At 71.8% G+C, this 13,373-nt stretch carries 15 protein-coding genes and 1 tRNA gene; 10 read left to right on the top strand and 6 right to left on the bottom strand.

The window, feature by feature from the left end:
• Positions 1-19: 19 nt before the first annotated feature.
• Complete coding sequence (locus ABD285_RS03185) at positions 20-439, bottom strand: MarR family winged helix-turn-helix transcriptional regulator (RefSeq protein ID WP_284253849.1); 420 nt, start codon at positions 437-439, stop codon at positions 20-22.
• Between the two features lie 71 nt (positions 440-510).
• On the opposite strand from ABD285_RS03185, the gene ABD285_RS03180 reads away from it, so the two are divergent.
• Together ABD285_RS03180 and lplAB are read left to right on the top strand one after the other, a co-directional pair.
• A complete protein-coding gene (locus ABD285_RS03180) occupies positions 511-1,395 on the top strand; it encodes an alpha/beta fold hydrolase (RefSeq protein WP_344200232.1) in 885 nt (294 codons plus the stop codon).
• Positions 1,396-1,448: 53 nt separating this feature from the next.
• Positions 1,449-2,498 (top strand): lipoate-protein ligase LplAB, encoded by a 1,050-nt coding sequence (lplAB, locus tag ABD285_RS03175; RefSeq protein WP_284253847.1) that lies wholly within the window; start codon positions 1,449-1,451, stop codon positions 2,496-2,498.
• Positions 2,499-2,526: 28 nt separating this feature from the next.
• On the opposite strand, the gene ABD285_RS03170 is transcribed toward lplAB, so the two are convergent.
• Both ABD285_RS03170 and ABD285_RS03165 read right to left on the bottom strand, forming a co-directional pair.
• Positions 2,527-2,802, bottom strand: coding sequence for a hypothetical protein (locus ABD285_RS03170; RefSeq protein ID WP_284253846.1), 276 nt, complete (start codon positions 2,800-2,802; stop codon positions 2,527-2,529).
• Positions 2,803-2,836: 34 nt separating this feature from the next.
• On the bottom strand, positions 2,837-3,121 hold the full coding sequence (locus tag ABD285_RS03165; RefSeq protein ID WP_284253845.1) for a GNAT family N-acetyltransferase: 285 nt from the start codon (positions 3,119-3,121) through the stop codon (positions 2,837-2,839).
• A 23-nt stretch (positions 3,122-3,144) separates the two neighbouring features.
• On the opposite strand from ABD285_RS03165, the gene ABD285_RS03160 reads away from it, so the two are divergent.
• Positions 3,145-3,942 (top strand): M15 family metallopeptidase, encoded by a 798-nt coding sequence (locus tag ABD285_RS03160; RefSeq protein ID WP_344200227.1) that lies wholly within the window; start codon positions 3,145-3,147, stop codon positions 3,940-3,942.
• A gap of 10 nt (positions 3,943-3,952) precedes the next feature.
• Here ABD285_RS03160 and pgm read toward each other — a convergent pair whose 3' ends face one another.
• Positions 3,953-5,584 (bottom strand): phosphoglucomutase (alpha-D-glucose-1,6-bisphosphate-dependent), encoded by a 1,632-nt coding sequence (gene pgm, locus ABD285_RS03155; RefSeq protein WP_344200224.1) that lies wholly within the window; start codon positions 5,582-5,584, stop codon positions 3,953-3,955.
• Between the two features lie 35 nt (positions 5,585-5,619).
• Here pgm and pheA point away from each other — a divergent pair, with 35 nt between their 5' ends.
• The 3 genes from pheA to ABD285_RS03140 are packed head-to-tail and all read left to right on the top strand — an operon-like array spanning position 5,620 to position 7,267.
• Positions 5,620-6,561: a prephenate dehydratase gene (gene pheA / locus ABD285_RS03150; RefSeq protein ID WP_344200221.1), complete on the top strand. Its 942-nt coding sequence runs from the start codon at positions 5,620-5,622 to the stop codon at positions 6,559-6,561.
• Complete coding sequence (locus tag ABD285_RS03145) at positions 6,558-6,971, top strand: hypothetical protein (RefSeq protein ID WP_284253841.1); 414 nt, start codon at positions 6,558-6,560, stop codon at positions 6,969-6,971. Before pheA ends, ABD285_RS03145 begins: the two co-directional genes overlap by 4 nt.
• Positions 6,972-6,994: 23 nt before the next feature.
• Complete coding sequence (locus ABD285_RS03140; RefSeq protein ID WP_284253840.1) at positions 6,995-7,267, top strand: hypothetical protein; 273 nt, start codon at positions 6,995-6,997, stop codon at positions 7,265-7,267.
• On the opposite strand, the gene ABD285_RS03135 is transcribed toward ABD285_RS03140, so the two are convergent.
• On the bottom strand, positions 7,245-8,228 hold the full coding sequence (locus tag ABD285_RS03135; RefSeq protein WP_344200218.1) for a diacylglycerol/lipid kinase family protein: 984 nt from the start codon (positions 8,226-8,228) through the stop codon (positions 7,245-7,247). The two genes, ABD285_RS03140 and ABD285_RS03135, sit on opposite strands and share 23 nt — an antisense overlap.
• A 44-nt stretch (positions 8,229-8,272) precedes the next feature.
• Here ABD285_RS03135 and serS point away from each other — a divergent pair, with 44 nt between their 5' ends.
• The 3 genes from serS to ABD285_RS03120 all read left to right on the top strand — a co-directional run bounded on the left by serS (position 8,273) and on the right by ABD285_RS03120 (position 10,472).
• The gene (gene serS / locus ABD285_RS03130) at positions 8,273-9,541 is read left to right on the top strand and encodes a serine--tRNA ligase (RefSeq protein ID WP_284253839.1); all 1,269 of its coding nucleotides are present in this window, start codon (positions 8,273-8,275) and stop codon (positions 9,539-9,541) included.
• Positions 9,538-10,350 (top strand): Cof-type HAD-IIB family hydrolase, encoded by an 813-nt coding sequence (locus ABD285_RS03125; protein WP_344200213.1) that lies wholly within the window; start codon positions 9,538-9,540, stop codon positions 10,348-10,350. The genes serS and ABD285_RS03125 overlap by 4 nt, the downstream gene beginning before the upstream one ends.
• A 34-nt stretch (positions 10,351-10,384) precedes the next feature.
• Positions 10,385-10,472: transfer RNA gene (locus ABD285_RS03120), tRNA-Ser, on the top strand.
• 1 nt (position 10,473) lies between these two features.
• Here the strand turns inward: ABD285_RS03120 and ABD285_RS03115 are convergent.
• The gene (locus tag ABD285_RS03115) at positions 10,474-11,679 is read right to left on the bottom strand and encodes a metal-dependent hydrolase family protein (protein WP_284253837.1); all 1,206 of its coding nucleotides are present in this window, start codon (positions 11,677-11,679) and stop codon (positions 10,474-10,476) included.
• A gap of 48 nt (positions 11,680-11,727) precedes the next feature.
• On the opposite strand from ABD285_RS03115, the gene ABD285_RS03110 reads away from it, so the two are divergent.
• Positions 11,728-13,353: an LLM class flavin-dependent oxidoreductase gene (locus ABD285_RS03110; RefSeq protein ID WP_284253836.1), complete on the top strand. Its 1,626-nt coding sequence runs from the start codon at positions 11,728-11,730 to the stop codon at positions 13,351-13,353.
• The last annotated feature ends 20 nt before the right edge of the window (positions 13,354-13,373 follow it).

Here is a 13,373-nt window from a genome sequence, read left to right as displayed (position 1 = left end):
ACCGTCGCGATCCGGGCGCTCATGCGTCCGCGATCCTGCGCAGGATCGGGACCACCGCCTCCAGCGCCGCCCGCTCCTCACGGCTCAGCGCGGAGACCTGCCGGCTGAACCACGCGGTGCGCAGCCGACGCGTCTCACGGATGAGCTCGCGGCCCGCGTCGGTGATCGACACGACGACCTTGCGCGCGTCGTCGGCGGACGGCTCGCGTCGCACCAGCCCGCGGCCCTCAAGCCCGTTGAGGGTGCGGTTCATCGAGGGCGGTGAGACCCGCTCGTGGTCGGCGAGGGCGCTCGGCGACGCGTCGCCGCCCCTCTCGAGCCGGAACAGCACGCCGAGCTGCGAGTCGCTCATGCCCTCGTCCTGGCGGTTGTTGCGGATGCGCCGGGCCACCCGCTGCACGACGAGGCGCAGCTCGTCGTCATCCAGTCGCGCAGCCACAACCGTTAGCCTAGCTCATTAGCGACGCTAACGCTCGGTCGTGGAGGCCCGCGCGCTCCTAGGATTCGGGCATGTCCCAGAGCGGGAAAGCACAGACGACCGCGGTCGAGGCGACGTTCACCGACGCCGAGGGCGTGCAGATCCACACCTGGCGCTGGGATGCGGCGCAGCCGCGCGGGATCGTCGAGCTGCTGCACGGCCTCGGCGAGTACGCGACGCGGTACGAACCGCTCGCGCGCGACCTGGTCGCGGCCGGCTACACCGTGCGCGCACTCGACTACCGCGGGCACGGGGCGACGGGGCTGGGGCAGTGGGGCGGCGACGTCTCGAAGCTCGGCCGGCTCGGACCGGGCGGCGTGCGCGCGACGATCGCGGGCATCCGGAGCTTCACGGCCGACGTGCGGGCGGAGCACGGGGCGCTGCCACTCGTGCTGCTCGGGCACAGCATGGGGTCGCTGTTCGCGCAGATGCTGCTGAACGACGACGCGACCCCGTGGGACGGCGCGGTGCTGAGCGGCACCGCGTACCGCACGTTCCGTCACATGAACTCGGGCGACCTGAACAAGCGGTTCCGGATGCCGGGCGGCACCGGCGCGGAATGGCTGAGCCGCGACCCCGCGGTCGCCACCCGGTTCCGCGACGACCCGCTCACGTTCGAGGCGCGCACCATTCAGCTCTACGGCCTGCTCGACGCGCTGCGGCTGCTCGGCACCCCGCGCAGGCTCGCCCGGGACCTGCCGCTGCTCATCCAGGTCGGCACCGACGACGCGCTCGGCGGCCCGCGCAGCGCGACCCTGCTCGCTCAGGCCTACCGCCGTCGCGGCGGTCTCACCGACGTCACCCTCGAGCTCTACGAGGGTGCCCGCCACGAGGTCTACAACGAGACGACCCGAGCCGAGGTCATCGCCGACCTCGTCGAGTGGCTCCGCTCCCGCTTGGCCAAAAACGCCCACTGAGTCGGCGAATCACTGGGCGTTTTTGGCCAGGCGCGGGCTCATAGGCTGAACGCATGCACGGTGAGTACAAGGTGCCCGGCGGCAAGCTCGTGGTGGTCGATCTCGATGTCGACGGGGGCGTGATCCGGAACTTCCGGCTCGCCGGCGACTTCTTCCTCGAGCCCGACGAGGCGCTCGCCGCGATCGACGGCGCGGTCAACGGGATGCCGGCCGAGACCGACGGACGCACTCTCGCCGCGACGATCCAGCGTGCGCTCCCGGAGGGCGCGGTGCTGCTCGGCTTCTCCCCCGACGCCGTCGCGACCGCGGTGCGCCGAGCCCTGCAGCGCGCCACGTCGTGGGAGGACTACGAATGGCAGCTGCTGCACCCGGGGCCGCTCAGCCCGATGATGCACCTCGCCCTCGACGAGGTGCTCACCGAGGAGGTCGGGGCCGGCACCCGCAAGCCGACGCTGCGGATCTGGGAGTGGGCGTCGCCCGCCGTCGTGATCGGCAGCTTCCAGTCGGTGCGAAACGAGGTCGATCAGGACAACGCCGACCGCTACGGGTTCGAGGTCGTCCGGCGGATCAGCGGCGGCGGCGCGATGTTCATCGAGCCGGGGTCGGCCGTCACCTATTCGCTCTACGCGCCCATCGAGCTCGTGCAGGGCATGACGTTCGCCGACAGCTATGCGTTCCTCGACGAGTGGACCATCGAAGCACTCAAGTCGCTCGGGATCGATGCGACGTACCAGCCGCTGAACGACATCGCGAGCCCCAGCGGCAAGATCGGCGGCGCCGCGCAGAAGCGGCTCGGCAACGGCGGCGTGCTGCACCACGTGACCATGAGCTACGACATGGACGGCGACAAGATGGTGCAGGTGCTGCGCATCGGCCGCGAGAAGATGAGCGACAAAGGCACCAAGTCGGCGAACAAGAGGGTCGACCCGCTGCGCAGTCAGACCGGCCTGCCGCGCGAGGCGGTCATCGAGCGGATGGTCGACACGTTCCGCGCCCTGCACGGGTTGCACGACGACGAGCTGCGCCCGGAGGAGCTCGCGGCGGCCGAGGAGCTCGTCCGCACGAAGTTCGCGACGCCGGGCTGGATCACCCGCGTGCCGTGAGCGGGTCGAGCAGCGGCGTAGGGAGGCCTCAGAGCTCGATCTTGACGTTGCCCTTGTACACGTCGCGGTCGCCGTCGCCCGCAACCGGAGCCGGCGCCGGCATCGAGGTCTGCCGGTCCTGATCGAGCCGGGCCTCGTACGCGGTCGGGTGGAAGACCTCGTCGACGGCCATCATGCCCGCGCCGCCCATCGCGCGGCCCTTGCCGGAGTTCTTGGCGGAGAGGTCGATCCAGCCCTTGTACTGCGCGAGCACGCCCAGCAGCACCAGAACGACGACGATGCCGCCGAAGATCAGCCAGTCCACGGCGACAGCATAGGTCGGCATCCTGCGCGCCGGGTCAGCGCGACATCAGGTCGCGGTACTCCGCGTGACGCGCGAGATAGCCGCGCACGAACGGGCACACCGGCACCAGCCGGCGGTCGCTGTGGCTCCGGATGTCGTCGAGCATCCCCTTGACGAGTGCCGAGCCGAGGCCGTGCTCCTGCAGGCTCTCGTCGACCTCGGTGTGCAGGACCCGGATCATGCCGTCGCCGAGTTCGTAGATCGATGTGCCGATCTCGGCGCCGTCGCGTTCGAGCACGTACCGGTCGTGGGCTTCGTCGTGGACGACGGTGTCTGTCATCGTTCCGACGCTACCCTGGGCGGGTGCCGGAGACCTCCCCGCCTCCCCGCGTCATGTCGCGCAAGGGATTCCTGTCCGCGATGATCGCCGCGGTCGTCGTGCTGCTCATCGTGGTCATCGGGCTCGTGACGCTGCTGCTGGTGCCGGCCACGGCGAAGCCGAAACCGACGCGCTCCGCGTCGCCGACCCGCTCGCCGTCCGCGACGCCCACGCCGACCCCGACCCCGACGTTCGACAAGAACCAGTTCTCGACCACCGATGCGACGAGCCTCTGGGTCATGGTCGACAAGCAGCACCCGCTGAACCCGCGCGACTACGCACCCGCGCTCGCCCCCCTCAACCTGCCGGGCTACAAGGGACTGATGCGCCCGGAGGCGGTGGCGGCCATGCAGAAGATGTTCGCCGACTACCACGCGCAGTCACCGACCGGCGACGGCCTGACGGTCGTGAGCCCGTACCGCAGCTACCCGGATCAGGTCTCCGTCTACAACGGCTGGGTGCGTCGGCTGGGGCAGGCGCAGGCCGACCGGCAGAGCGCGCGCCCCGGGTACAGCGAGCACCAGACCGGCCTCGCCGTCGACATCGACACCGCGACCAACCAGGGCTTCGGCACCACGGCGGCCGGCCAGTGGCTGGCGCAGAACTCGTGGCGGTACGGCTTCGTCGTGCGCTATCAGCAGGGGCAGGAGCCGATCACCGGGTACGAGTACGAGCCGTGGCATTTCCGCTACGTCGGCGTCGAGCTCGCCACCGAGCTGCAGAAGCAGGGCTTCCCGTCGCTCGAGACCTTCTTCGGGTACGCGCCGGCGCCGAGCTACTGAGGTCGAGCGCTCAGCCGGCGAGAGCACCGTCGACGATGCGCTTCGCCTCCGCCTGAACCTGCGCGAGGTGCTCCGGGCCGCGGAACGACTCCGCGTAGATCTTGTAGACGTCCTCGGTGCCGCTCGGCCGCGCCGCGAACCACGCGTTCTCGGTCACCACCTTGACGCCGCCGATCGCGGCCCCGTTGCCGGGTGCGGTGGTCAGCTTGGCCGTGATGGCATCCCCGGCGAGCTGGGCATCGTGGATGTCGGTGCCCGACAGCTTCGCCAGCCGCCCCTTCTGCGCCGTGTTCGCGGGCGCGTCGATGCGGGCGTACGCGGGCGCGCCGAACTCGGCCGTCAGCTCCGCGTAGAGCTGCGACGGCGTCCTGCCGGTCACGGCGAGGATCTCGCTCGCGAGCAGGGCGAGCACGATGCCGTCCTTGTCGGTCGTCCACGCCTGGCCGTCGAGCTGCAGGAACGACGCTCCCGCGCTCTCCTCGCCGCCGAAGCCGACCGACCCGTCGATGAGCCCCGGAACGAACCACTTGAACCCGACCGGCACCTCCCACAGCCGCCGCCCGAGCGACGCCGCGACCCGGTCGATCATGGAGCTCGAGACGAGCGTCTTGCCGATGGCGGCATCCGGTCGCCACCCGGGCCGGTTGGCGTAGAGGTACTGGATGCAGACGGCCAGGTAGTGGTTCGGGTTCAGGAGGCCGCCGTCCGGGGTCACGATCCCGTGCCGGTCGGCGTCGGCGTCGTTGCCGGTCAGCAGTTGGAAGTCGCCGAGCCGGGCGACGGTGCCGGCCATGACCGAGGGGCTCGAGGGATCCATCCGGATCCTGCCGTCCCAGTCGAGCGTCATGAAGCCCCACTGCGGGTCGACGACCGGGTTCACGACGGTGAGGTCGAGCCTGTACTTCTCGGCGATGAGCGCCCAGTAGTGCACGCTCGCGCCGCCGAGCGGGTCGGCTCCGACGTGCAGCCCCGCCTTCTGCAGCGCGGGGATGTCGATGGCCTCGGCCAGCTGGGTCACGTACGCGTCGCGGTAGTCGTACTGGTCGACAGCGCTCGGCTCGGAGCGCGTGACGTCGCGGAGGCCGCCTCGGATGAGGTCGTTCGCCCGCGCCGCGATCCAGCTCGTCGCCTCGGTGTCGGCCGGGCCGCCGTGCGGCGGGTTGTACTTGAAGCCGCCGTCGCGCGGCGGGTTGTGGCTCGGCGTGATGACGATGCCGTCGGCGTGCTCCGCTTCGCGCCCGGGTCGCAGCTGCCGGTTGTGGTGGATGATCGCCCGCGACAACGCCGGCGTCGGCACGTAGTCGTCGAACTCGTCCACGATCGCGTGCACCCCGTTGGCCTCGAGCACCTCGAGCGCGGTGGTCTGCGCCGGCCGGGACAGCGCGTGGGTGTCGGCGCCGATGAACAGCGGCCCCCCGATGCCCTGCTCGGCGCGGTACTCGACGATCGCCTGCGTGATCGCGGCGATGTGCGTCTCGTTGAACGCGCGATCGAAGCTCGACCCGCGGTGCCCGCTCGTGCCGAATACGACCCGCTGCGCCGGATCGTCGGCATCGGGCACGAGCGCGTAATACGACCCGACGAGCTCGTGGATGTCGGTCAGGTCGGAGGGCGAAGCGGGCTGCCCCGCGCGAGGATCCACCCGCCCAGTCTGCCGCGCTCAATAGACTCCTCACCATGCCGGAGCCGATCTACAGCTACCTCGGCCCGGCGGGCACGTTCACCTGGACGGCGCTGGATCAGGTGCCGGGAGCCGTCCCCAAGCGCCGCAGGGCCGTCACCAACGTGGGCGAGGCGCTCGACGATGTCGTGAGCGGACGCGCGACGGCCGCGATGATCGCGATCGAGAACAGCATCGAGGGCGGCGTGACGGCCGCGCAGGACGCGCTCGCCGGCATCCCGGGGCTGCGGATCGTGGGCGAGCACCTCGTGCCCGTGGACTTCGTGCTCGCGGTGCGCCCGGGGACGGCGCTGCACGACGTGCGGGTCATCGCGGCGCATCCGGTGGCGTACGCGCAATCGCATCGCCGCCTCGACCGCGAGCTGCCCGGCCACGAGCACCTCATCGCGACTTCGAACATCGCAGCCCCGCAGCTGCTCGTCGACGGCAAGGTCGATGCCGCGATCGCCCCGCCCGGCATCGAGACCCTGCTGCCGGTCGAGATCCTCGCGACGCAGCTCGCCGACAACCGCGACGCGGTCACCCGGTTCGTGCTCGTCTCGGCGTCGCGCGCGATCCCGGAGCGCACGGGCGCCGACAAGACGAGCGTCGTCGTCGAGCTGCCGCACGATCATCCGGGGGGCCTTGTCGAGATGCTCGAGCAGTTCGCGACCCGCGGTGTGAACCTGTCGCTGCTGACGTCGCGGCCGATCGGCGACGCCCTCGGCCGGTACCGGTTCGTCATCGACTTCGAGGGCCACATCCACGACGAGCGGGTCGCCGATGCCCTGCTCGGGCTCAAGCGGTTCAGTCCGAATGTCACCTTCCTGGGGAGTTACCCCGCCGCCGATCGCCGGCATATCGAGGCCGCGCCGCGTTACGACGATGCCGTGTTCATCGACGCGCGCGACTGGCTGCGCGGACTCCTCGCCGGGGAGCCGGAGGCCGGATCGCGATGACCGACCCGCGGTACGACCCCCGGTTCCAGCGCGGCTGGGACGGGGATCCCGCGGCACGGGTCGTCAACCCTCCCGACCCACCGGATCCCGCCCCCGCCAAGGCCTCTCCGGCGGTCGCGGAGTCCGTTCCCGCCGACTCCGTTCCCGCGGAGCCGGCGGCGCCCGATGACGACGCGTGGATCGAGCAGCCGCGGTACAACCCCTTCCGCATCGCACTCGCGGTGACCGGTGTCGCGCTGCTGGCGGTCGGCGGCTGGCTGACGTGGGTGATGGTGCAGGGTCAGCAGAACATGTCGACTCCGGATGGCGCCGTGTTCGGCCAGTTGCCGTACCTGCTGATGCCGCCCGTGGTGCTGGCGGGGCTCGTCGCCGTCATCGCCGCGATCGCCGTCGGGGGTCGCTCACGGTGAGGGGGCGGGCTGTCGGTCTCGCCGTGGTGGGCGTGCTGTGCGCCGCCGGCGCGATCGCTGCCGTATCGACCGCGGTGGCGGTGCTCGATTCGAGCGGCATGTTCTCGGCGGTGAATGGCCAGCCGAGCGAGATGGATCGCCGGTTCGCGGTCGCGCAGGCCGGCTACGCCATCCTGGCGCTCGCCCCGCCCCTGGCGGGCGGCTTCCTGGTCGCGGGGATCGCCATCCTCGCCCTGCTCGCCCGGCGGTGGCGGACCGAACATCCGGAACCGCTCACGCGGGCACGCGCACGATGAGCGACCCCGGATCGACCCGCAGGCGGAACCCGATGACCTCGCCGAACGGATCGCCGTCGAGCTCGAACTCCTCCGGCCGCTCCAGCCGCACGTCCAACTCCCGCGCGCGGTAGTAGCGCAGCGCCCGCACCTCCCGCGCCATGCCGGCGAGCTTGCGCCCGACCGAGCCGCCCCGGCGCAGGACGCCGTTCTCCCAGGTGATCTTGCCCCAGATCTGCACCCAGCCGAGCAGGCCCTCGGGTCGCAGGGTCACGACGTCGAACAGGCCGTCGTCGATCTCGGCGTCGGGCAGCAGCAGCACGTTGCCGGGCAGCGCTCCGCAGTTGCCGGCGATGAGGGTGTGCACGCTCGCGGTGCGCTCCTCGCCGCCGTCGACGCGCACCCGCATGCGCACCCGGTCGGTGTCGCGCAGCGCACGGGCGATCGCGTCGACGTAGGCGAGCCAGCCGACGCGCTTCTTCAGCTCCGGCCGTGCGTTGGCGATCATCTTCGCGTCGAGCCCGAAGCCGGCCATGACGAGGAACGCGTGCTCCTCGGCGGACCCGTCCGGGCGGTCGAGCTCGATCACGCCCATGTCGATCCGGCGGTCGGTGCCGCCGAAGGCGAGATCGACGGAGTCGGCCAGGTGGGTCAGGATCATGTCGAGGTTGCGCGCGAGCAGGTTGCCCGTGCCGGCCGGCAGCAGCGCGATGGCGACGTCGCTGCCCCGCAGCGCCTCGGCCACCGCGCGCACGGTGCCGTCGCCGCCGGCGGCGAGCACGACATCCACCCCGTCGGCGATCGCCCGGCGCGCCTGCTCGCCCCCCGGCTGCTCGGGCGTCGTCTCGAGCCAGCGGCTCTTGCGCCAGCCCTCGCGGCTCTCCGCGGCGGCCACGGCATCGCGCAGACGGTCGAGGTCGACCTTGATCGGGTTGTAGACGACGGCCGCCTGGCGGGTCCGAGACGGGGCGGGGGCGGCCATGCCGGTCAGGATATCCGCCGCCTCCTCGTCCGTAGGATGGGCAGGTGATCGACCCGCAGCTGATTCGCGAGTCGCCGGATGCCGTCAAGGCCTCGCAGCGGCTGCGCGGCGAGTCCGAGCGGCTGGTCGACGACGCCGTCGCCGCCGACGCCGAGCGGCGCGCCGCGATCGCCTCGTTCGAGGCGGACCGGGCCGAGCAGAACGCGTTCGGCAAGGTCGTGGCGAAGGCGCCGAAGGACGAGAAGGCCGCGCTGGTCGCGCAGGCGCAGGGTCTCGCCGCGCGCGTGAAGGCCGGCCAGCAGCGGGTGTCGGATGCCGAGGCCCAGTTCGCGCGGGTCGCCGGCGCGATCGGCAACATCGTGCTCGAGGGCGTGCCGGCCGGCGGCGAGGACGACTTCGTCACGCTCAAGACCGTCGGCGAGGTCCCGTCGTTCGAGTTCGAGCCCCGCGACCATCTCGCCCTCGGCGAGCTGCTCGACGCGATCGACATGGAACGCGGCGCGAAGGTCTCGGGCGCGCGGTTCTCGTTCCTCAAGGGCGTCGGCGCCCGGCTCGAGCTCGCGATCATGCAGCTCGGCCTGCAGCGCGCGCTCGACGCGGGCTTCACGCCGCTCATCACGCCGACCCTGGTGCGCCCCGAGATCATGGCGGGCACCGGCTTCCTCGGTGCGCATGCCGACGAGATCTACCGGCTGGAGGCCGATGACCTCTACCTGACGGGCACGAGCGAGGTCGCGCTCGCCGGCTACCACAAGGACGAGATCCTCGACCTGTCGAACGGTCCGCTGCGGTACGCCGGATGGTCGACCTGCTACCGGCGCGAGGCGGGCTCTGCCGGCAAGGACACCCGCGGCATCATCCGGGTGCACCAGTTCCAGAAGCTCGAGATGTTCACCTACATCGAGCCCGCGGGCGCCGAGGCCGAGCATGCTCGCCTGCTCGCGCTGCAGGAGGGCATGCTGCAGTCGCTCGGGCTGACCTACCGCGTCATCGACACCGCGGCGGGCGATCTCGGCTCGAGCGCCGCCCGCAAGTACGACGTCGAGGCGTGGGTCCCGACGCAGGGCACCTACCGCGAGCTCACCTCGACCTCGAACTGCACCACGTTCCAGGCGCGCCGGCTCGACATCCGGTATCGCACCGAGAGCGGCAGGACGGCGCCGGTCGCGACGCTCAACGGCACGCTCGCGACGACGCGCTGGATCGTCGCGATCCTCGAGACCCACCAGCGGGCCGACGGCTCGGTCGCCGTGCCCGAGGCCCTGCGCCCGTACCTCGGCGGCCTCGAGGTGCTGGAGCCCGTCGCGAAGTGACTCTGCCCAACAGCGCGCGCTGGATCGTCGCCCTCGACATCGACGGAACCGTGCTCCACGAGGACGGCACCCTCACGGACGCGACCGTCGAGGCCGTCCAGCGCGTGGCTGCGGCGGGGCACGAGGTGATGCTCGCAACCGGTCGCTCGGTGTCGATGACGCTGCCCGTGCTCGAACGGCTCGGCATCGTCTCGCAGTTCGTGGTGTGCGCGAACGGCGCGATCGTGCTCGGCCGGGATGCCGCGGCGCCGCTCGGCTATGCACGCGTGCACGTCGAGACGTTCGATCCCTCGGAGGTGCTCGGCACGATCCGGCACCACCTCGAGAGCGCGAGCTTCGCGGTCGAGGACGCCGACGGCCTGTTCCGCTACACCGGCCACTTCCCCGACGGCTCGCTCGCCGCGGCGAGCGAGCGGGTCGACTTCGACGAGCTCGCCCACGTCGCCGCGACCCGCCTCGTCGTCATCTCCCCCGACCATCAGATCGACGACTTCCTGGAGATCGTCGACCGGATGGGCCTGCACAAGGTCACCTACAACGTCGGCTGGACCGCGTGGCTCGACATCGCTCCCGAGGGCGTCAACAAGGCGACCGGCCTGGAGTTCGTGGCGGGCGAGCTCGGCATCCCCCGCTCCCGTGTGCTGGCGATCGGCGACGGACGCAACGACATCGACATGCTCGAGTGGGTCGGCATCGGTGTCGCGATGGGCCAGGCGCCGGACGAGGTGCTCGCGGTCGCGGACGAGACGACCGGCAGCGACCTCGAGGACGGCGTCGCCGCAGTGCTCGCGCGGCGGTTCCCCGCCTAGCCCGGGCCGGCTCCGTTATGCTCGGGCCGTTCCGGGAGGGCTGTCCGAGCGGCCGATGGAGCCAGTCTTGAAAACTGGTGATGCGCAAGCATTCGTGGGTTCGAATCCCACGCCCTCCGCCAGTCAGTCGCCGACGACGCGTCCCCCGAGGATTACGGTGCGGGGTCGGCTCTCGTCCCAGACGACGGAGAGGTCCTCCACCGGATTCCCGTCCCACACGACGAGGTCGGCCTCCGCTCCGACGGCGGTCGGCCCGCCCTCCGGCCAGGTGCCGAACAGCTCCGCGTTCGTGCGGATCATCGCGCGCAGCGTGCCGAGCGCCCCCATGACCTCGGCCTGCAGCCGCACGCCCACGAGCTGGTCGTCGGCGAGATCGCCCATGAGGTCGGAGCCCCAGCCGACGGCGACTCCGGCGTCGAGCGCGTGCCGGATGGCGTGCTTGCCCGCATCGAGCACCTCACGGTTCTTGGCCTGCGACACGGCGGCGAGCCCCATCGCGGCGCCGCGCCGATCCATCGCGTCGTAGGCCGCGAGGGTCGGAATGAGCACGGCGCCCGCGCCTGCCATCCGCCGCGCGGTGGCCGCGTCGAGCAGGTTGCCGTGCTCGATCGAGCGCACGCCGTTGTCGATCGAGTGCACGATCGCCTCGGGCGAGTAGGCGTGCGCGGCCACGTACCTGCCACGCCGGGCGGCCTCGTCGGTCACGGCCCGCACCTCCTCGGGCGAGTACTGCGGAACCCGGAGCGGATCGGTGTACGACACCACGCCGCCCGAGGTCATGATCTTGATCGCGTGGGCGCCCATCCGGAACCGCTCCCGGACCGCGCGGCGTAGCGCGTCGACCCCGTCGACGACCTCCTCGGTGTAGCCGCCGGGGCGCGGCGCCCAGGGCTCGGTGATCGTGCGCGGGTCGCCGTGACCGCCGGTCTGGCTGAGGGCCGGCCCGGTATAGAGGTAGCGCGGCGCGACGAGGTGGCCGCGCTCGAGCGCGAGCGCGAGCCCGGCGTCGCCGCCCGCGACGTCGCGCACGCGCGTGAAGCCGCGCGCGAGCGCCTGCCGCAGGCGGGTCGCACCGGCGAGCGCCACGTAGCTCAGGGGCATCGCCTCGATCTCGTCGCTGTGCAACCCGACCGCGTAGGCGTGGAAGTGCGCGTCGGTCAGGCCGGGGCCGACGACGCGGCCCGCAGCGGCGATCGTCGGCACATCGGCCCGGATGCCGCGACCCAGCTCCGCGATGCGGCCGTCGGCGATCCGGATGTCGGTCTCGACCAGCTCCGCCGACTCGCCGTCGAAGAGCAGGGCGTCGGTGATCAGCAGGCCGTTCGGCACGTGACACATTAGATACCACGGGAACGCCGGCCGCCTACGCTCGGTGGCATGCGCTTCGGGATCGTCATCCTGCCGCAGGCCCCGTGGCCGATCGCCCGGGAGCGCTGGCGCGCAGCCGAGGAGCTCGGCTTCGACAACGCCTGGATCTACGACCACCTCTCCTGGTTGAGCCTCGCCGATCAGCCCTGGGGCGCGACGATCCCGACGCTCACGGCGGCCGCGACCGTCACCGAGCGGATCCGCCTCGGCACCTTCGTCAGCGGACCCAACTTCCGGCATCCGGTGCCGTTCGCGAAGGAGCTCGCGACTCTCGACGACATCAGCGGCGGTCGCGTGCTGCTCGGCGTCGGCTCGGGCGCCGCGGTCGCGCACGACAACGAGGTGCTCGGCGAGCGGCCCTACACCGCCGGCGAGCGGCACGAGCGCTTCACCGAGTTCGTCGACCTGCTCGACGCGCTGCTGCGCTTCGAGACGCCGGGCAGCGGGGGCGTCGACGCCGACGGCACGTGGTACCGCGCCGTGGGTGCCCGCATGGTGGGCCGTCCGGTGCAGACTCCCCGTCTCCCGTTCGCGATCGCGGCCAACGGACCGCGCGCGCTCGACCTCGTCGCCCGGCTCGGCCAGGCCTGGATCACCAACGGACCGCGCGGAGTCGCCGACGACGCCTGGTGGGACGAGATCGCCGCGCTCGCCGGCCGCCTCGACGAGGCGATGGAGCGGCGCGGCCGCGACCCGCGTTCGCTCGAGCGGCACCTGTCGGTCGACGCGACGTCGGGCGACCGCTTCGCGTTGCGCTCGATCGACGAGTTCGAGGAGGCCGTCGGCCGCGCCGGCGCACTCGGCTTCACGCACCTGGTGGTCCACTGGCCGCGTGCCGAGGGCGTGTACGCCGGATCGGAGGCGGTGCTCGCCGAGGCCGCCTCCCGTTCGATCGCTACCGCTGAGGCCGCCGCTACCGTGGGACGCACCATGAGCACCGCGTCGGGCATCACGAGGATCGAGCAGGGCGCCAGTCTGCGCGACACGGTGGAGACGGCCGTCGCGAGCGCGATCATCTCGGGGCAGATGGAGGCCGGGCTGGTCGTCTCGGTGCCGGCGCTGGCCGCGCGCTTCGACGTGTCGGCGACGCCGGTGCGGGAGGCGATGCTGAACCTCGCCAAGCGCGGACTGGTCGTGCCGCTGCGCAACAAGGGGTTCCGGGTCACGGAGGTCGACGAGTCCCTCCTCGAGCAGCTCGCGCAGGTGCGGCACCTGCTCGAGCCGGAGGCCATGGCGGAGCTGGCGGCGGTCTTCACACCCGAGATGGAGAAGGCGGGACGCCGGCTGGCCGACGCGATCGTGAAGGGAGCGGCTCGCCGGGATCTCCCGGCGTACCTGCTCGCCGATCACGACTTCCACCTCGGCCTGCTCCGGCACCTCGGCAACCCCGTGCTCGAGTCGATCGTCTCGGATCTGCGGCAGCGCACCCGCCTCGGCGGCCTCACGCGGCTCCTGCAGAGCGACCTCCTCGCCGCGTCGGCCGCGGAGCATCACGAGCTGCTCGACCTGCTCGCGGCCCACGACGCCGCCGGCGCCCGCGCCCTCATGCACCGCCACATCGGTCACGTGGTGGGCTGGTGGGCCGGCAACGACGAGCGGCCGTCGCGGGCGACGGTCCACCCGAATAGCATGTGACATATTACTGGCGAGGGAGG

It is taken from the genome of Pseudolysinimonas kribbensis (assembly GCF_039531715.1).
GTDB classification, from domain to species: Bacteria; Actinomycetota; Actinomycetes; order Actinomycetales; family Microbacteriaceae; genus Pseudolysinimonas; species Pseudolysinimonas kribbensis.
The sequence above is the reverse complement of the archived record's forward strand: the minus strand, read 5'-3'. Positions and strand labels throughout refer to the sequence as shown.

Bases quoted from the DNA above. Each gene is read 5' to 3' on its own strand.
- ABD285_RS03180 (WP_344200232.1), top strand. From the start codon at position 511: ATGTCCCAGAGCGGGAAAGCACAGACGACCGCGGTCGAGGCGACGTTC.
- lplAB (WP_284253847.1), top strand. From the start codon at position 1,449: ATGCACGGTGAGTACAAGGTGCCCGGCGGCAAGCTCGTGGTGGTCGAT.
- ABD285_RS03165 (WP_284253845.1), bottom strand. From the start codon at position 3,121: ATGACAGACACCGTCGTCCACGACGAAGCCCACGACCGGTACGTGCTC.
- pheA (WP_344200221.1), top strand. From the start codon at position 5,620: ATGCCGGAGCCGATCTACAGCTACCTCGGCCCGGCGGGCACGTTCACC.
- ABD285_RS03145 (WP_284253841.1), top strand. From the start codon at position 6,558: ATGACCGACCCGCGGTACGACCCCCGGTTCCAGCGCGGCTGGGACGGG.
- ABD285_RS03135 (WP_344200218.1), bottom strand. From the start codon at position 8,228: ATGGCCGCCCCCGCCCCGTCTCGGACCCGCCAGGCGGCCGTCGTCTAC.
- ABD285_RS03110 (WP_284253836.1), top strand. From the start codon at position 11,728: ATGCGCTTCGGGATCGTCATCCTGCCGCAGGCCCCGTGGCCGATCGCC.